Origin of the sequence: Micromonospora craterilacus (assembly GCF_003236315.1) — a bacterium.
GTDB lineage: Bacteria > Actinomycetota > Actinomycetes > Mycobacteriales > Micromonosporaceae > Micromonospora > Micromonospora craterilacus.
In genome coordinates this window covers 14,481-31,176 of the sequence record NZ_POTY01000052.1, presented here as the reverse complement: position 1 = coordinate 31,176, position 16,696 = coordinate 14,481, and the positions used below count along the sequence as shown (strand labels likewise).

14 protein-coding genes and 2 pseudogenes are annotated in these 16,696 nt (G+C 73.3%); 10 read left to right on the top strand and 6 right to left on the bottom strand.

Annotated elements, in window-relative coordinates:
* Window positions 1–136: pseudogene (locus C1I95_RS11125) on the bottom strand (metallophosphoesterase); the annotation flags it as partial.
* Here C1I95_RS11125 and C1I95_RS11120 point away from each other — a divergent pair.
* Both C1I95_RS11120 and C1I95_RS11115 read left to right on the top strand, forming a co-directional pair.
* A pseudogene (locus C1I95_RS11120) lies at window positions 125–1,318 on the top strand (GH1 family beta-glucosidase); the annotation flags it as partial. The pseudogenes C1I95_RS11125 and C1I95_RS11120 sit on opposite strands and share 12 nt — an antisense overlap.
* 275 nt (window positions 1,319–1,593) lie before the next feature.
* Window positions 1,594–2,826: an MFS transporter gene (locus tag C1I95_RS11115; RefSeq protein WP_111213715.1), complete on the top strand. Its 1,233-nt coding sequence runs from the start codon at window positions 1,594–1,596 to the stop codon at window positions 2,824–2,826.
* 178 nt (window positions 2,827–3,004) lie between these two features.
* Here C1I95_RS11115 and C1I95_RS11110 read toward each other — a convergent pair whose 3' ends face one another.
* Window positions 3,005–3,421 carry a VOC family protein gene (locus C1I95_RS11110; protein WP_111213714.1) on the bottom strand — a complete coding sequence of 139 codons (417 nt, stop codon included), beginning with the start codon at window positions 3,419–3,421 and terminating at the stop codon, window positions 3,005–3,007.
* Window positions 3,422–3,513: 92 nt separating this feature from the next.
* On the opposite strand from C1I95_RS11110, the gene C1I95_RS11105 reads away from it, so the two are divergent.
* Entirely contained in the window at window positions 3,514–4,095 is a 582-nt protein-coding gene (locus C1I95_RS11105; protein WP_111213713.1) for a TetR/AcrR family transcriptional regulator, read from the top strand.
* 128 nt (window positions 4,096–4,223) lie between these two features.
* Here the strand turns inward: C1I95_RS11105 and C1I95_RS11100 are convergent, their stop codons facing one another.
* The 3 genes from C1I95_RS11100 to C1I95_RS11090 form a co-directional block, all read right to left on the bottom strand.
* A complete protein-coding gene (locus C1I95_RS11100; protein ID WP_267900692.1) occupies window positions 4,224–4,667 on the bottom strand; it encodes a roadblock/LC7 domain-containing protein in 444 nt (147 codons plus the stop codon).
* Window positions 4,643–7,147 (bottom strand): sensor histidine kinase, encoded by a 2,505-nt coding sequence (locus C1I95_RS11095; RefSeq protein ID WP_233513535.1) that lies wholly within the window; start codon window positions 7,145–7,147, stop codon window positions 4,643–4,645. The genes C1I95_RS11100 and C1I95_RS11095 overlap by 25 nt, the downstream gene beginning before the upstream one ends.
* Before the next feature lie 122 nt (window positions 7,148–7,269).
* Window positions 7,270–8,655, bottom strand: a complete 1,386-nt coding sequence (locus tag C1I95_RS11090) for an FGGY family carbohydrate kinase (RefSeq protein ID WP_111213710.1) — start codon at window positions 8,653–8,655, stop codon at window positions 7,270–7,272.
* A gap of 255 nt (window positions 8,656–8,910) precedes the next feature.
* On the opposite strand from C1I95_RS11090, the gene C1I95_RS11085 reads away from it, so the two are divergent.
* Window positions 8,911–10,824 carry an anthranilate synthase family protein gene (locus C1I95_RS11085; protein WP_111213709.1) on the top strand — a complete coding sequence of 638 codons (1,914 nt, stop codon included), beginning with the start codon at window positions 8,911–8,913 and terminating at the stop codon, window positions 10,822–10,824.
* Between the two features lie 157 nt (window positions 10,825–10,981).
* Here C1I95_RS11085 and wrbA read toward each other — a convergent pair whose 3' ends face one another.
* Window positions 10,982–11,599 carry an NAD(P)H:quinone oxidoreductase gene (gene wrbA, locus C1I95_RS11080; RefSeq protein ID WP_111213708.1) on the bottom strand — a complete coding sequence of 206 codons (618 nt, stop codon included), beginning with the start codon at window positions 11,597–11,599 and terminating at the stop codon, window positions 10,982–10,984.
* Between the two features lie 146 nt (window positions 11,600–11,745).
* Between wrbA and C1I95_RS11075 the strand changes: the two genes are divergently transcribed.
* The 6 genes from C1I95_RS11075 to C1I95_RS11050 all read left to right on the top strand — a co-directional run bounded on the left by C1I95_RS11075 (window position 11,746) and on the right by C1I95_RS11050 (window position 16,487).
* Window positions 11,746–12,585 (top strand): ABC transporter ATP-binding protein, encoded by an 840-nt coding sequence (locus tag C1I95_RS11075; protein WP_111213721.1) that lies wholly within the window; start codon window positions 11,746–11,748, stop codon window positions 12,583–12,585.
* Window positions 12,582–13,415 carry an ABC transporter permease gene (locus tag C1I95_RS11070; protein WP_233513531.1) on the top strand — a complete coding sequence of 278 codons (834 nt, stop codon included), beginning with the start codon at window positions 12,582–12,584 and terminating at the stop codon, window positions 13,413–13,415. The genes C1I95_RS11075 and C1I95_RS11070 overlap by 4 nt, the downstream gene beginning before the upstream one ends.
* Entirely contained in the window at window positions 13,373–14,656 is a 1,284-nt protein-coding gene (locus C1I95_RS11065; protein WP_111213707.1) for a sensor histidine kinase, read from the top strand. Before C1I95_RS11070 ends, C1I95_RS11065 begins: the two co-directional genes overlap by 43 nt.
* Window positions 14,653–15,273, top strand: coding sequence for a response regulator (locus tag C1I95_RS11060; RefSeq protein ID WP_111213706.1), 621 nt, complete (start codon window positions 14,653–14,655; stop codon window positions 15,271–15,273). The genes C1I95_RS11065 and C1I95_RS11060 overlap by 4 nt, the downstream gene beginning before the upstream one ends.
* An 87-nt stretch (window positions 15,274–15,360) precedes the next feature.
* The gene (locus tag C1I95_RS11055) at window positions 15,361–15,849 is read left to right on the top strand and encodes a GNAT family N-acetyltransferase (RefSeq protein ID WP_199523696.1); all 489 of its coding nucleotides are present in this window, start codon (window positions 15,361–15,363) and stop codon (window positions 15,847–15,849) included.
* Between the two features lie 50 nt (window positions 15,850–15,899).
* Window positions 15,900–16,487: an HAD family hydrolase gene (locus tag C1I95_RS11050; protein ID WP_325048811.1), complete on the top strand. Its 588-nt coding sequence runs from the start codon at window positions 15,900–15,902 to the stop codon at window positions 16,485–16,487.
* The last annotated feature ends 209 nt before the right edge of the window (window positions 16,488–16,696 follow it).

Sequence of the window (16,696 nt, the reverse complement as noted above, 5' to 3'; positions counted from 1 at the left end):
GGTCGGGGTGCAGCAGGAACTCGTCGGTGCAGACGATCCCGGTGCGGTACGCCTCGGCGAGCGCGGCCTCCGGGGTGTCCAACCCCTCCGGGCGCCAACTGTGGTCGTAAAGCAGGAACAGCGGCGCACCCGCAACGGCGACACCGGCGACGTCGCCGCCGACCACTACCACCGCTATGCCGAAGACCTCGATCTGATGCGCGACCTGGGGCTGCGCAGCTACCGGTTCTCCATCTCCTGGCCGCGCATCCAGCCCGACGGCACCGGCGCCGCCAACCAACGCGGCCTCGACTTCTACCGTCGCCTGGTCGACGGCCTGCACGAGCGCGGCATCGCCCCGATGGCCACCCTGTTCCACTGGGACCTGCCGCAGACCCTGCAGGACGCCGGTGGTTGGGAGTCCCGCGACGTCGCCAACCGCTTCGCAGACTACGCCGACATCGTCTTCGCCGCCCTCGGCGACCGGGTGCCGGTCTGGCTGACCATCAACGAACCCAAGACCGTGGTGCAGAACGGCTACCTCACCGGCCACCACGCCCCCGGGCGGCAGGACCCGGACGCCGCCTACCTCGTCGCCCACCACCTGCAACTCGCCCACGGCCTCGCCGTGCAGGCGCTGCGCGCGAGCGGCGGCACCGGTCGCATCGGCCCGGCCTTCAACCTGCACCCGTGCTACCCCGCCGACGACTCCACCGAGGCCGCCGAGGCCACCCGACTGTACGACGGCTACGAGAACCGCCTCTACCTCGACTCGGCACTCAAGGGCAGCTACCCCGACGACGTGCTGGCCGACCTCGGGCCGAACAGCCGGATGGTCCGCGGCATCCGCGACGGCGACCTCAAAATCATCTCCGCCCCCGTCGACCTGCTGGCCGTGCAGTACTACACCCCGATCTACGTCACCGCCTCCGGCGGCACCGTCCGCCGCTGGCCCACCTCCGAGGCCAGCTGGCAGCAGATCTACCCGGACGGGATGTACGACATCCTGACCCGCATCACCCGCGACTACGGACCGATCCCACTCACCGTCACCGAGAACGGCCTGCCCACCCCCGACGTGCTCGCCGCCGACGGCACGGTCGAGGACACCGGGCGGGTCACCTTCCTGCGCGACCACCTCGCCGCCGCCCACCGTGCCATCGCCGACGGGGTGCCGCTGGAGAGCTTCCACGTCTGGTCCCTGCTCGACAACTTCGAGTGGGCCGAAGGCTACGACCAGCGCTGGGGTCTGATCTACATCGACTACCCCACCCAGCGACGGGTGCTCAAGCGCAGCGCCCACTGGTACCGCCAGGTCATCGCCGACAACACCGTCTGAGGTGCAAGGAAGGGCCCCTTTTAACGCCTGGCGTAGAGGAAGGGGCCCCTTTTAACACCCGGCGAGCGCGGCCCGGCTGGTCGCCCCACACCGCACCCCGCTCGCCGGCGGACCATCTGGCCGCCGGCGAGCGGGCCGCCACCACAGCCGGTCGTCACCCGCCGTCGGGGGAAGACCGGTCGTCAACTGCCGTCGGGGGAAGACCGGCAGGCGATGGTCCCGACACCGACCAGGGCATTCCCGACGCGGACGCCCTGTCCTCTAGATTCGTCCGCATGGTCGATCGCACCCCGTTGGGCCGGCCGTTCTGGACCTTCTGGAGCGCGGCGGCACTGGCCAACCTCGGCGACGGCATCCGGGTAGCCGCGTTCCCGCTGCTGGCCGCCGCGCTCACCGACGATCCGCTCGCCGTGGCCGCCGTCGCCGCCGCCCAGTTCCTGCCCTGGCTCGTCTCCGGCCTGCTCGCCGGGGTCCTCGCCGACCGCCGCGGCGCCCGCACGCTGCTCGCCGCCGCCGACGCCGGGCGGGTCGTCGTGCTGGCCACCCTCGCCACCGCGGTTGCCCTGGGCTGGGCCACCATCGCCCTAGTCGTCACGGCCGCGTTCCTGCTCGGCGTCGGCGAGACCATCCGCGACACCGCCGCCCAGACCGCCGTACCCCGGCTCGTCCCCGACGCCCAACTGGAGAAGGCCAACGGACGGCTGGTCGCCGGTGAGATCGTCGGCAACGAGTTCGTCGGCCCGCCCGTGGGCGCCCTGCTGTTCGTCGTCGGCGCCGCCATCCCGTTCGCCGTCAACGGCGCCACCCTCGCCCTGGCCGTGATGCTCGTACTCTCGCTGCCGCTGAGCCTGGCCCACCGAGCCACCCGGCAGGCCACCGACGCGCCCGGCCCGACCGGCGGCGACGGGCTCCTGGCCGGCCTGCGCTGGCTCGCCCGCCAGCCCATGCTGCGTACGCTGGTGCTGGTCGGCGCCGCGGTCGCCGCTGCCGACAGCGCCTGGTTCACGATCTTCGTGCTCTACGCCCGCGACGCCCTCGGCCTCGGCGCCCTCGGCTTCGGCCTGCTCCTGGCCACCGGCGCGGTCGGCGGCCTGATCGGCTCGTTCACCGCCGACCGGCTGATCGCCCGGTTCCGTCACCGACCGGTGCTCACCTGGTCGATGGCGGCCACCGCAGGGGTACCGATCCTGCTGGCCGTGACGCCCAACCGCGCCGCCGCCGTGGCCGTGGTGGTCTCCACCAGCGCGGCGTTCGCGGTCCTCAACGTCGCCGCGCTGTCCGTACGCCAACGACTCGTGCCCGGCGGCCTGCTCGGCCGGGTGGTCGCCGCCGCCCGGCTGGTCACCTACAGCTGCACCGCGTTGGGCGCGCTGACCGGTGGCGTGCTGGCCGCCCGGGCCGGCATCGAGGCACCGTTCGTGTTCAGCGCCGTCGTCGCGGTCGCCGCCACCGCCGCCTGGTGGCTCGCCTCCCGCCCCACCGCGCCGGGTGCCCTCGGCCTCCACTAGAGCCTGTGTCACGGTCCTCGGTCGAGCCGAGGCGGAGGCCAGGCGACGACCGGGCAGGGACTTCGACACCGGCATCAGCACCTCCGACCCGGCTCGCCACCCGCGCGGCAGGCCGGTGCCCGGCGTCGTTCAGGTGGCCGGTCACCTGCACGGTCGCCGCCGTCGCGGCGTGGACGCGCTAACGGTCGGCGTACTGCTCGGCGTAGTTGCCGGTGGGCTCGATCGGCGTGATGACGTCGATCAGCACGCCGTTGGGGTCGGCCACGATGAAGTGTCGCTGCCCGAAGTCCTCGCTGCGTAGCTCAAGCTCGGCTCGCAGCCCGCCGTCAACGACGAGGCGGTGCCACTGGGCGTCCACGTCGGACACCTCGAAGTTGAGCAGCAGTCCGCCAACCGGCCGCCGGAAGCCGTCCGGGATCGTCGGATGGGTGTGGTCCAGGAGGGCGAGTTCGTACGGCGGTGGGCCCGGGCGACGCAGGCTCACGTACCAGTCCGCCTCGAACGTGGTCTCGAAGCCGAACCACTCAGCGTAGAACGCGTGCGACTCCTTCAGCCGCGACGTGCAGATCACCGGGTAGAAGCTGGTCAGTTGCACGATGACTCCATTCGCATACCAGCGGTATGTGAATGGACACTATTGGCGTACCATCGGTATGTCAACGGTGATGCAGGCGGGGGCGACGGCGGATGCGGCGGGCGGAGCAGCGGGAGCAGACCCGGCAGGCGCTGGTGCGCGAGAGCCGGCAGTTGTTCGCGACGCTGGGGTACGGCGCGGTCGGCCTCTCGCAGATCGTCGCCGCCGCCGGCGTGACCAAGGGAGCGCTGTACCACCACTTCGACAGCAAGGCCGACGTCTTCCGGGCGGTGCTGGAGCAGGTGCAGCAGGAGGTGGCCGAGCAGGTCGTCGCCGCCGCCGAGGCACACGACGACTCATGGGCGCGACTCTCGGCGGGGTGCCGGGCGTTCCTCACCGCGAGCACCGCACCGGAGGTCCAGCAGATCATGCTGATCGACGGGCCGGCCGTGCTGGGCTGGGCCGAATGGCGCGCCTTGGACGAGGCGGCTTCCGCACATCACCTCGCCAAGGCGCTCGCCGACCTGGTCGCGGACGGGGCGATCCCGCCGCAGCCGGTCGAGCCGCTGGCCCATCTGCTCTCGGGCGCGATGAACGAGGCGGCGCTGTGGCTCGCCACGACGACCAGCTCAACCGCGCTGGAGCAGACCTGGGCCGCGCTCGCCCGCCTGTTGGACGGCCTTCGCGCCCGCTGACCACCGGCGGTCAGCGGGCGGCGGCCTTCGTCGGCGGTCGCAGCAAGGACTTGGGCCCGATCGGGGCGGGTGGCGTGCCGAGGCGACGCCGGGCACCGGCCCCGTCAACCTCGACGGGCCGTGACCAATCAGCGGGGTAGGGCCTGCTGCAGCTCGGCCCGCAGCGCCGGGGTCAGCATCTCCCCTGCCTGCTTGGCCAGCCGGGCCATCTCGTAGCCCACCACGCCGATGTCCGCGTCCGCCGCAGCGAGCGTGGCCAGGATCGAACCGTCGCGGATCTGCATCACCAGGAAGTAGCCGCGCCCCATCTCGACCACGGTCTGCTTGACCACGTCACCGTCGAACATCTGCGCGGCGCCCGCGGTGATGCTCATCAGACCGGAGGTCACCGCGGCGAGCTTGTCGGCGTGGTCCCGGGGCAGGTGGTCGGAGATCGCGACCAGCAGCCCGTCGGTGGAGACCACCACCGCGTGCGCCACTCCCGGCACCCGCTCCGCGAACCCGCTGACCAGCCAGCTCAGGTCCCGGGCCTCCTGAGACAACGTCGTCACTTGTGTCCCCCTTCGCTCCATACTCCCGGCGGTGGCACGGGTATCTCGGTCGTCTCCTCAGCCTCGGCCCGCCGAACGCCGCTGTACAGCCTCGACAACATGCCGCCGACCGCGTCCGGGTCCGGGTCGTGTCGGGCCGGCTGCTGCTCGGGACGGGCCGGCTGGGTCACGGCGCTCAGCTGCGCCATCGGGACCCGTACCGGCAGACCCCGGTCGTTCGTTCCGGCGGTCACCGGCACCGCCGGCGGCACCGGCATCCCGGCACCCGTCGCCGGCACGGCCGACGACGGTCCCTCCCGGGACCACCAGCCGCCACCGGTCGCCGGCATCGCCGCCGACGCGAGCACGTCCTCCGCGCGGACCGGCACCGCGTGGGCCTGGCGGGGCACCGTGATCGGCCGCCGGCCAGCCACCGGCAGGTCCGCCGGACCCGGGTTCCTCGGCGCACCCAGCCGAGGTGCCGCGGCCGGCAGCACCCGCGGCGACGGCGGCGGGTCCAGGCTCGGCGGCGGTGCCGCGGCCAGCAGCGCGCCGGGCAGCTTGACCCGGGCCACCAGGCCGCCGGCGCCACCGTGCAGCCGGACCTCGATGCGGTGCCGGGCGGCCAGATGGCTGACCACGAACAGACCCATCCGCTCGACCGTCGCCACATCCGCGGCCGGCGGTTGGGCCAGCACGGCGTTCGCCTCGGCCAACGCCGCCGGACTCATGCCCAGGCCCTGGTCGGCGATCTCGATCACCGCACCGACGCCCTCGGCGCGGGCCATCACCTGCACGACGGTGTCCGGCCGCGAGAACGCGGTGGCGTTCTCCAGCAGCTCGGCGAGCAGGTGCACCAGTTCGCCCACGGCGTGCCCGACGACATGCAGGTCGGCGACCGCCTCGTGCCGCACCCGCTGGTACTGCTCGATCTCGGCGCTGGCCGCCAGCAGCGCGGCGCTCAACCCGACCGGACGGTTCCACCGGCGGGTCGACTCGGTGCCGGCCAGCACCAGCAGGCTCTCGTCGTTACGGCGCATACGCGCGGCGAGGTGGTCCAGCTTGAACAGGTTCTCCAGCTGGTCGGGGTCGCCCTCCTCCCGCTCCAGGTCGTCGAGCAGCTCCAACTGCCGCTCCACCAGCACCTGACTGCGTCGGGCGAGGTTGACGAACATCGCGTTCACGTTGCGTCGCATGTTCGCCTGGTCGACCGCCACACCGACCGCGCTGCGGTGCACCGCGACGAACGCCTCGGCCAGCTCACCGATCTCGTCCAGGGACCGCACCACCGCCGGTGCGACCTCCATCTGGGGTACGCCGCCGGAGACCGACCGCAGCCTGGCCAGCGCCTCGGGCAGCTCGATCTGCGCGATCCGCAACGCCTGCGACCGCAGCAGCCGGATCGACCGGGCCAGCGACCGACCGATCAGCACCGAGATCAGCACCGCCACCAGCAGCACCGAGATGATCACACCGACCACCAGCAGCGTCTCGCGCAGCTGGGTGCTGCTGGCCTTGTCGGCCTGACGCGCCGAGGTGTCCAGCACCTCGGACTCGAACTGCCGCAGCAGTTCGTGCCGTTCCTCGCTGGCGTCCCACCACTGTGTCGCGGACGGCACCGTCGGCCGGCTCGCCGTCAGCGCCCGCTCCTCCATCCGGGCGGCGGTGACGAAGGCCGGGTCCTGGCTCATCTGGTCGTAGCGGGCCACCTGCGCACTGCTCGCGGCGATCCGGAACGAGCCCAGCGCGGTGAGCTGCCGCGCCCGCAGGTCGGTCAGCTGCCCGGCGTCCTGGCGGTCGAAACGGCCGGCCCGGGCCACCGCGTACAACTCCGCCCGTACCCGGGACGACAACTCCTTGGCCCGGGCGAACTGCACGTACCGCAGCACCGCGTCGGACAACTCCGGCCGCTCCGCACCGGGTGACGGCAGCGCCAGCAGGGTCAGCAGCGCGTCGACCGCCCGGTGGTAGTTGCCGAGGATGGTGTCGTCGCTCAGCACCACGGTGGCCATGACGTTGCGGATGTACCCGATCTGCTGGTACGCCTGCGCGGCCACCACGTACGTGTTGCGCCACGAGGCGTCGGCGTCGGACAGCGGCCCGGCCGCCTGACGCAGGGTCTCCGCCGCCTGGTCCGCGGCGTCCCGGTACGGCTGCAGGCCGGCCAGCACCTTTTCGCTCTCGTCGTCGCTCTTCGCGGCGCGCAGCGTGGCCAGTTCACCGGCCGTACGGTCGCGCTCCTGCTGCAACCGGTGGACCAGCTGGGTGATCTCCCGCCCGATGCCGACCTGGGCGGCGAAGTTGCCCAGCGTGCTGGCCCGACTGACCAGGCTCTGGGTCTGCACCCCGGCCAGGACCAGGAAGGCGACCGACGGGATGACCAGCACCGTGGCCAGCTTGGTGCGCATCCGCCAGTCCTGTAGGCGCAGGGGGGAGCGACGCCGGTGTGGCACCACCCGGACGTCGAACCGACGCCGGCGGTGCTGCGACACCCCGCGCGCCTGGTCCGCTCCTACACCCACAGGTTCCTCCTCCGCACGCGTCCGCCGCGACCCGGGGAGCGCGGTCCATCCAACCAGGCCGTGGAGCAGTGTCAACGCCCTGCCCTTACGAAGGGTTCAGGAAGGGACTGCTGGTCGCCACCCTATGCCGTGGTCGGCGAGGCTTGATCATCCGTCCGGCCGATGTCGGCCAGCGCTCGGGCGTCGGCGATACGGCCCGTGACCACCAGCGCCGCCCCGGTCGCCCCGATCTCGGGACTGCGTTGGAACGCCACCCGCCGCGGGGCCAACACCTCGGCGAACGCCCCGCGCCACCACGGTGACGCCGCCATCGCACCGCCGCCGAGGATCACCTCCACCGGCTGCCCGACCGTGGACTCCAGCACCGCCAGATCGTCGGCGACCAGCTCGCACACCCCGTGCATCAGCCCGGCCAGCATCTCCACCGCGGTGCTGGCGAAACCCAGCCCGCGCAGCTCGCCGGAGCCGGCGCGGTGGCTGCCCGGCGGCCGGTCACCGCCGAAGCGGACGTTCGCCGGCCGGGTGGCGTCGGGCGGGATCTGGGCCAGGGCCGCGTCCAGGGCCGCTCCGTCGGGCAGCCGCAGCTCCCGTTTCGCCCAGGCGAACAGGTTCCCGCCGGAGGAGTACGCCGCCCCGGTGACCACGTGGTCGTGGTCGACGCGGTAGCGCCACAGCCGCTGCGGCAGCGGCGTCAGCCCGGCGGGGGCGGGCATCCGTTGCAGCAGTCGCACCGCCGACGAGGTGCCGACGGTCACCGCCGCCCGGGTGTGGTCGACGCAGCCGGAGCCGACGTTGGAGGCGGCGCCGTCGCCGACCGGAGCCGCCCACCCCGCCCGGGCCAGGGCGGGCCACCGCCGGGCGTGTTCGACGCGCAGCCGGCCCTGCCAGTCCCGCGATGCCAGCTCGGGCAGCTCCTCGACCCGGGCACCGGCCAGCGCGCGGGCCTCCGCGTCCCAGTCGAGAGTGTGCAGATCCAGCAGCCCGGTGCCGGACGCCTGAGAGACCGACATCGGCGCCTCGACGAGCAGCCGCCCCAGCACGAACTCGACCAGCCCGACGAAACGGGCCACCCGGGTGCCGGTGTGGGCGCGCAGCCAGGGCAGCCGCATCGACCAGTAGCAGCGGTGCCACCAGGTGCCGGTGCGCTGGTGGAAGGCGTCCGGGTCGGCCGGGCCAGCCTGCGTCGCGGGCGGCTCGGGCCGGGTGTCCAGCCAGGTGAGCACCGGTCCGAGCGGTTCGCCGTCCACGCCGAGCGGCACCACCGAGTGCCACTGCGCGCTGACCGCCACCAGCTCCACCTCGCGCAGCCGGCCCTGCTCGTTCAGCTCGTCCAGACACTCGGCGAGGCAGGCCAGGTAGCCGACGGCGTCGAGCGTGCCCGTGCCGTCGTCGCCGACGGTCAGCACCACCCCGCGCCGCGCCAGCGCGCCCGGCAGTGGCCGGGCCTCGCCGTCCAGCACGAGCCCGCGCACCGAGGAGGTGCCCAGGTCCAGCGCGAGAATGCTCATCGCGGGTCAACATATCGGCTGTCCCCGGCACCGGGACGCCGCCGCGCACGCGGGTACGCCGATCGGCTTCCGCGTCGCTCACCCGCCGCGTAGGGTGGTCGCATGCACGCGCGACTGTCCTGCTGGTGGCCCGCCGACCCGGCGGCCATCCCCCGCGCGTAGCTTTCCCACGCGGCCGCCCGACGAGGCGGCCGCCGGTCACTTCCCGGCCCGTGGGCCGCCCCCGACGGCGGCACCCCGGCACCGAGGAGACCGATGACACCGCTGACCGACCTGCTCGCCGCGCTCGCCGCCGGCGCCGACCCCGGCCCGTTCGCGCTGGTACGCCGCGACGGCGCCGACCATCTCGACCTGTTCACCGGCCCGGTGGGCAGCGTCGAGCGGCTCGCCGACCTCCCGCTGCCCGCCGGGCGGCCCGGCCCCGCGACGCTGGCCGTGGTGCCGTACCGGCAGGTCACCGAGCGCGGCTTCGCCTGTGTCGACGACGGCGTGCCGCTGGAGTGCCTGCGCATCGACCGCCACCTCCGGCTGCCGCTGGCCGCGGCCATCGACGCCCTGCCCGAGGGCCCGGTCCGCACCACCGACGCGGCCTTCGACATCACCGACGACGAGTACGCCGCCGTCGTCGCCCGGGTGCTCACCGAGGAGATCGGCCACGGCGAGGGCGCCAACTTCGTCATCCACCGCACCATGCACGCCCGGGTGCAGGGCCCACCGCTGACCGCCGCGCTGGCCGCACTGCGGTCACTGCTGCTGCGCGAGCGCGGGGCGTACTGGACGTTCGTGGTGCACACCGGGGCGCGCACCCTGGTCGGCGCCAGCCCTGAGCGGCACGTCAGCGTCGACGACGGCCTGGTGATGATGAACCCGATCAGCGGCACCTTCCGGCACACCGGGGCGACCGCGGACCGGGCCGCGCTGCTGCGTTTCCTCGCCGACAGCAAGGAGATCGAGGAGCTGTACATGGTCCTCGACGAGGAGCTGAAGATGATGGCCACGGTGGCCGAGCAGGGCGGGCAGGTGGTCGGGCCGTACCTGAAGGAGATGTCCCACCTGGCGCACACCGAGTACCTGCTCGCCGGGCGCGGTTCGAAGGACGTCCGCGACGTGCTGCGGGAGACGATGTTCGCGCCGACGGTGACCGGCAGCCCGATGGAGAACGCCTGCCGCGTGATCGCCCGGCACGAACGCACCGGCCGCCGCTACTACGCCGGGGTGCTGGCCCTGCTCGGTCACGACCAGACCGGCCGGCAGACGCTCGACGCGCCGATCCTCATCCGTACCGCCGAGATCACGCCGACCGGCGAACTGCGGGTGCCGGTCGGGGCGACCCTGGTGCGCCACTCCACGCCCGCCGCCGAGGTGGCCGAGACCCACGCGAAGGCCGCCGGGGTGCTGGCCGCCCTCGGCCTGGGGCCGCAGGCGCCGGACGCCGGCCCCCGGCCGGCGCACCGCCTCGCCGACGACCCGCAGGTCCGGGCCGCGCTGGCCGCCCGCAACGCCCCGCTGGCCCGGTTCTGGCTGGACCAGCGCCCGCCGGGGACGCTCGCGCTGCCCGGCCTGGCCGGCCGCCGGGCCCTGATCGTGGACGGCGAGGACACCTTCACCGGCATGCTGGCCCATCAGCTGGGCGCGCTGGGGTTGGCGGTGACCGTCCGGCCGTGGCACGCTGCCGGGCCGGTGTCCGGGTACGACCTGGTGGTGGTCGGGCCGGGGCCGGGTGACCCGAACAGCGACATCCCGAAGATGACCACCCTGCGTACCCTGCTCACCGGGTTGTTGGAGGGCGGGCAGCCGACGCTCGCCGTCTGCCTCGGCCATCAGCTCCTCGCCGGCCTGCTCGGGCTGCCCGTGCACCGCCGTGACGCGCCATACCAGGGGACGCAACGGACGGTCACGCTGTTCGGCGAGCCGCGACGGGTGGGCTTCTACTCCACCTTCACCGCCCGCGCCGCCGCCGACCGCCAGGACAGCCCGTACGGCCCGGTCGAACTCGCCCGCGACGTGGCCGACGGCGCGGTGCACGCGCTGCGCGGCCGCGGTTTCGCCGGGGTGCAGTTCCACCCTGAGTCGGTGCTCAGCCCGGACGGCGTGCCGGTCCTGGCCGACCTGCTGCGGGAGCTGCTGCCGGCACCGGCCGGGGAGTTGTCCACCACCGCGCAGGCATAGTCGGGCCGATCCGGGGTAGCGCTGTGGACGGCCGGCGGTCCGGGCGGGTATGAGAGCCCCCGCCCGGGCCGCCGGTCCCGGTAAGGAAGGGCCCTTCTTAACAACAGGGCGGGCGTAACGACAGGGCGGGCAGCCCGCGAAGCGGCGTCGCCATTGCTCAGCCGGACAGGCCCTGCTTGAGCGCGCCGCCGATCTGCACCGCGCGCTTGGCCGTCAGCGCGGTCGCCGACAGGGCGACGTGGTCCGGGGCGGTGTCGCCGTTGTTGCTCGTGTGCGACGCGCCGTACGGGTTGCCGGCGACGAACTGGCTCGGGTCGGTGTAGCCGGGGGTGACCACGATCCCGCCCCAGTGGTAGAAGACGTGGAACAACGACAGCAGCGTCGACTCCTGCCCGCCGTGCTGGGTCGCGGTGGAGGTGAAGGCCGAGTACACCTTGTTGGCCAACGCCCCCTGCGCCCACAGCGGGCCGGTGGTGTCGATGAACTGCTTGAGCTGGGCGGCGACCAACCCGTACCGGGTCGGCGAGCCGAAGATCACCACGTCGGCCCAGCTCAGGTCGTCCGGCTGCGCCTCGTCGATGTCCTGGGTCTCCAGCCGGTGCGCCTCCCAACCCGAGTTGGACCGGATCGCCTCGTCCGGTGCCAGCTCCCGCACCTTGCGCAACCGGACGTCCGCGCCCGCTTCACCGGCGGCCTCGCAGGCCGCCTGGGCCATCTGGTAAGTGATGCCGGTCGCGCTGTAGTAGATCACCGCCACCTTGACCTGTGCCGCCATCGCATGTCCTTCCTGATTCGGGCCAGCTTCGGCGACTACCCGGTGCCCACACCGGCAAACGGCCGGTCTGTCCACCGATCGACGGACAGCCCGGTTCCGTCCACCGGTCGTCCCGCACCCCACCGGTGCCGGCCGACGATCGAGCCATGACCGACACCCCCGCCGTCCGCGTACGCGGACTACGCAAGACGTACGGCGACACCGTCGCCGTCGCCGGCGTCGACCTGGACGTTGCCGCCGGTGAGGTGGTGGCCCTGCTCGGCCCCAACGGCGCCGGCAAGACCAGCACCATCGAGATCCTGGAGGGCCACCGCGACCGCGACGCCGGTGAGGTGAGCGTGCTCGGTCGCGACCCGGCCCGCGCCGGCCTGGACTGGCGGGCCCGGATCGGCATCGTCACCCAGGACGGCGCCGACCTGACGGAGCTGACCGTCCGGGAGGCCGTCGGCCACTTCGCGCACTACTACCCGAACGCCCGCGATCCGCGGGAGGTCGTCGAGCTGGTCGGCCTCACCGGCAAGGCCACGGCCCGGATCCGTACCCTCTCCGGCGGCCAACGCCGCCGCCTGGACGTGGCCATCGGCGTGGTGGGCCGCCCCCGGCTGCTCTTCCTCGACGAGCCGACGACCGGTTTCGACCCGCAGGCCCGCCGGCAGTTCTGGGCCCTGATCCGGCAGCTGGCCGGTGACGAGGGCTGCACCATCCTGCTCTCCACCCACTACCTCGAGGAGGCCGAGGCGCTGGCCGACCGGGTGGCGGTGATCGTCGGCGGCCAGATCGTCGCCGACGGCACCCCGGCCACCCTGGGCGGGCGGGCCACCGCCCGCACCGTGGTGCGCTGGGCCGACGGCCGGCAGGAGACCGACGACCCGGCCGCCCTCGTCGCGACGCTGACCCGCCGCTACGGCGGCGCCGTACCGGGGCTGACCGTCAGCCGACCGAGCCTCGAGGACGTGTACCTGGACCTGATCGGAGCAGCGTCGTGACCGCCACCGCCGACCGCACCGCACCCCGCCGCCCGTCCGCCGCCCGGCTCGGGCTGCACCGCGCGACCGTCGAGCTGAAGACCTTCTTCCGGGAGCGCGACGCGGTGGTGTTCACCTTCGCCATGCCGGCGGTGATCCTCACCCTGCTCGGGTCGATCTTCGACGGGGTGTACCCGGGCAGCGACGTGACCTCCGCCCAGTACCTCGCGCCGAGCATGATCGCCGCCGGGGTGGCCTCGGCGACCTTCATCAACCTCGGCACCGGCATCGCCACCGACCGCGACGACGGCACCCTGCGCCGGCTGCGCGGGGCGCCCATGCCGCCGTCGGCGTACTTCATCGGCAAGATACTGATGGCGCTGGTGGTCACCGTCGGCGAAACGGTCCTGCTGCTCGGCGTCGCGGTCGTCGGGTTCGACCTGTCGCTGCCCACCGATCCCACCCGCTGGCTCACCTTCGGCTGGGTGTTCCTGCTCGGTGCCACCGCCTGCGCGCTGGTCGGCATCGCCGCCAGCAGCCTGGCCCGCTCGGCCCGCAGCGCCGGTGCCGTGATGAACCTGCCCTACCTGGTGCTGGCCTTCATCTCCGGGGTCTTCTACACCCCGGTCGGGCAACTGCCCGAACCCCTGGTCACCGCCGGCTCGCTGTTCCCGCTCAAGTGGATGGCGCAGGGCTTCCGCTCGGTGTTCCTGCCCGACAGCATCCTCCCGCAGGAGGTCGTACCCTCCTGGGAGCACGGCCGGATCGCGCTCGTGCTCGCCGCCTGGTGCATCGGAGGGATGGCGCTGTGTCTGACCACCTTCCGCTGGCAGGGCCGGCGCGGCCGGTGAGCGGGCCGGTGACGGCGTCGGCCGGCGGCGGAACCAGCCGCCCGGCCGCCGCCGGCCCGGCTTCGGCCCCGGCCATCGACGGGTGGACCACGCGTTTCCGGCTCTGGGACAGCTACTTCGCGCTGGCCAGCGTCGGCGTCGGCGCGGCGGTGGCCGCCGAGGCGTGGCGTCCGCTGGCCAACCGGATCGGCTGCGTCGCGCTCTTCGTCGCCCTGGCCGGCTGGTACGTCGGCTTCGGCCGACGGCTGATGCGCGAGTCCATCGAGGACTGGAGGGGCTACCTCTACCTGGCCGGCGTCGCCCTGCTCTACGTGCCGGCGGTGCTGCTCACCGGCTCGGCGTCGTTCCTGTTGTTCGTGCTCAGCCCGCAGGTGTTCATGGTGCTGCCGGCGGCACCGGCGATCGGCGCGGTGGTGCTGCTCCACTCGGTGCACATCATCGTCCTGGCGTTCCGCCTGCCGGACCTGGGCGACATCGTCGCGCCGCTGCTGATCGCGCTGATGATCGTGTTCCTGGTCTGCGTGCTGGGCGTCTGGTCGCAGCGCACGGTCACCGAGAGCATTCGCCGCGCCGAGCTGATCGCCCAGTTGGAGCGGACCCGAGCGGACCTGGCCGAGCTGTCGCACCGGGCGGGGATCGCCGCGGAGCGCCAGCGGTTGGCCGCCGACATCCACGACACCGTGGCGCAGGGCCTGTCCAGCGTGGTGATGCTGATCCAGGCCGCCGAGGCCGACCTCGACCGCGTTCCCGAACAGGCCCGCCGACACCTCGACCTGGCCCGGCAGACCGCCCGGGAGAACCTGGTCGACGTGCGTACGCTGGTCGCCGCCCTCACCCCCGGCGAACTCACCGGATCCCCGTTGGAGCAGGCGCTGCACCGGCTCGCCGAGCGGTTCAGCCGAGAGACCGGCGTGCCGGTCAGCTGTACCTCGGGCCCGGCTGCCGGCCGGACGCTGAGCACGGCGACGGAGGTGGTGCTGCTGCGCGCGGCGCAGGAGGCGCTGACCAACGTCCGCCGACACGCCGAAGCGGGTGCCGTCGCCGTGCTGCTGCATTCCGACGACGACCGCGTGACGCTGGAGGTGGCCGACGACGGTGTCGGGTTCGACCCCGGCGCCGGCACCGACGGCTACGGCCTGACCGGGATCCGGGCCCGGGTCGAGCAGGTGCACGGCACGGTGGTCGTACGCTCGACACCCGGCGAGGGGACCACGATCCGGGTGGAGGTGCCGTACCGATGATCAGTGTGTTGTTGGTGGACGACCACCCGGTGGTCCGCGCCGGCGTGGCCGGCATGCTGGCCGGCGCCGACGACATCGACATCGTCGGCGAGGCCGGCGACGCGGCCGAGGCGGTGACGGCCGTCCGGGCCCGGCGTCCCGACGTCGTCCTGATGGACCTGCGGCTGCCCGGCGGCGACGGGGTCAACGCCACCGCACGGATCCTGGCCGAGTCCCCGGCCACCCGGGTGGTGGTGCTCACCACCTACGAGACCGACGCCGACATCCTCCGCGCCGTCGAGGCCGGCGCTGCCGGCTACCTGCTCAAGGACGTCTCGCGGACCGACCTGATCAACGCCGTACGCACCGCCGCCCGTGGCGGCACGGTGCTCGCGCCGTCGGTGGCCACCCGGCTGCTGCAACAGGTCCGCCGGCCGGGTGGCCGGGAGACGCTGTCCCCCCGGGAGGTCGAGGTGCTCCGGCTGGTCGGCCAGGGGCTGTCGAACGCCGAGATCGGTCGACAGCTGCACATCAGCGAGGCGACGGTGAAGACCCACCTGCTGCGTACCTTCAACAAGCTCGACGTGTCGGACCGCACGGCCGCGGTCACCACCGCGATGGCCGCCGGCCTGCTGTAACCCGGCGCAGCCGAGCAGCTCAGCGGGCCTGCGGCGGCGGGCGGCCCGATGGCTCACGCCCGGCACGCGGCTGGCATGCTCGCGGCTATGGAGATCAGGATCGCGACCGTCGAGGACTGGCCCGGCATCTGGCCCTTCCTGCGCGAGATCGTCTCGACCGGGGACACCTACACCTGGCCCCGCGATGTCGACGAGGCACGGGCCCGGGACATGTGGCTGGTGGCACCGCCCGGCCGCACGGTGGTCGCCGTCGACACCGACGGGACCGTGCTCGGCTCGGCGAAACTGACCCCCAACCAGCTCGGCCCCGGCGACCACGTCGCCAACGCCAGCTTCATGGTCGCCCCGTGGGCGGCCGGACGCGGGATCGGCCGGGCCCTCGGCGGGTACGTGCTGGATCTGGCCCGCGCCGACGGCTACCGGGCGATGCAGTTCAACGCGGTGGTGGCGGCCAACATCCGCGCGGTGGCGCTGTGGCGGTCGCTCGGCTTCGAGGTGGTCGGCCGGATCCCGGACGGCTTCCGCCACCCCACCGAGGGTTACGTCGACCTGCTCGTCATGTACCAGCGGCTCTGACCGGCCCGCCCGGACGGCCGGCCCGCGCCGCTCGATACCCTGTGCCGGTGATGCTGCCCCTGCCCACCGGCGAGTTCCAGGCTTACCTCTTCGACTGCGACGGCACCATCGTCGACTCGATGCCCCAGCACTACACGGCCTGGCGGCAGACCCTCGACGAGTGGGGCTGTGCCTTTCCCGAGGAGCTGTTCTACGCCTGGGCCGGGCGGCCGACGGCCGACATCGTCGCCGAGCTCAACGAGCAGCAGGGCCTGAACATGCCGGTGGAGACGGTCGTCGCCGATCGGGAGGCCCGCTTCCAGCAGTTGCTGCCCAGCGCGACCGGCATCCCCGGGGTGCTGCACCACATCGACGACGCGCACGGACGGATCCCGTTCGCCGTGGTCTCCGGCAGCACCCGGGACGCCGTCACCGCCTCCCTCGACGCGCTCGGCATCCTGGACCGGTTCGACGTGCTGGTCTGCGCCGGGGACTACGCCCGCCCCAAGCCCGACCCGGAGCCGTTCCTGCGCGCCGCCGAACTGCTCGGCGTACCGCCGGGCTCCTGCCTGGTCTTCGAGGACGCGGACCTGGGCATCGAGGCCGCCACCGCGGCCGGCATGGCCGCGGTACGGGTGCCGCAGCCCCGCCAGGGTTGAGCGACTTTGCTCAAGATGTCCGCAAGTTGCCCGGGTCACAGTTCCCGGTCGGGGCGGAAAACGCCATCCTGAACGCACCGGTGCCGGCGATCCGTCGCCGCCCGCACCGGCGTACCTGAACGGGGGATCGCGCTCCGCCATCAACGAGGCTGGCGTAGCGCGATCAGGGGTGCCGCGGGAGCGGCCATCCGGCCCCGGATGTCGGTGCC

Coding starts and splice junctions, on each gene's coding strand:
- C1I95_RS11115 (WP_111213715.1), top strand. CDS start 1,594: ATGGTCGATCGCACCCCGTTGGGCCGGCCGTTCTGGACCTTCTGGAGC.
- C1I95_RS11105 (WP_111213713.1), top strand. CDS start 3,514: ATGCGGCGGGCGGAGCAGCGGGAGCAGACCCGGCAGGCGCTGGTGCGC.
- C1I95_RS11100 (WP_267900692.1), bottom strand. CDS start 4,667: ATGGAGCGAAGGGGGACACAAGTGACGACGTTGTCTCAGGAGGCCCGG.
- C1I95_RS11090 (WP_111213710.1), bottom strand. CDS start 8,655: ATGAGCATTCTCGCGCTGGACCTGGGCACCTCCTCGGTGCGCGGGCTC.
- C1I95_RS11085 (WP_111213709.1), top strand. CDS start 8,911: ATGACACCGCTGACCGACCTGCTCGCCGCGCTCGCCGCCGGCGCCGAC.
- wrbA (WP_111213708.1), bottom strand. CDS start 11,599: ATGGCGGCACAGGTCAAGGTGGCGGTGATCTACTACAGCGCGACCGGC.
- C1I95_RS11075 (WP_111213721.1), top strand. CDS start 11,746: ATGACCGACACCCCCGCCGTCCGCGTACGCGGACTACGCAAGACGTAC.
- C1I95_RS11060 (WP_111213706.1), top strand. CDS start 14,653: ATGATCAGTGTGTTGTTGGTGGACGACCACCCGGTGGTCCGCGCCGGC.
- C1I95_RS11055 (WP_199523696.1), top strand. CDS start 15,361: ATGGAGATCAGGATCGCGACCGTCGAGGACTGGCCCGGCATCTGGCCC.
- C1I95_RS11050 (WP_325048811.1), top strand. CDS start 15,900: ATGCTGCCCCTGCCCACCGGCGAGTTCCAGGCTTACCTCTTCGACTGC.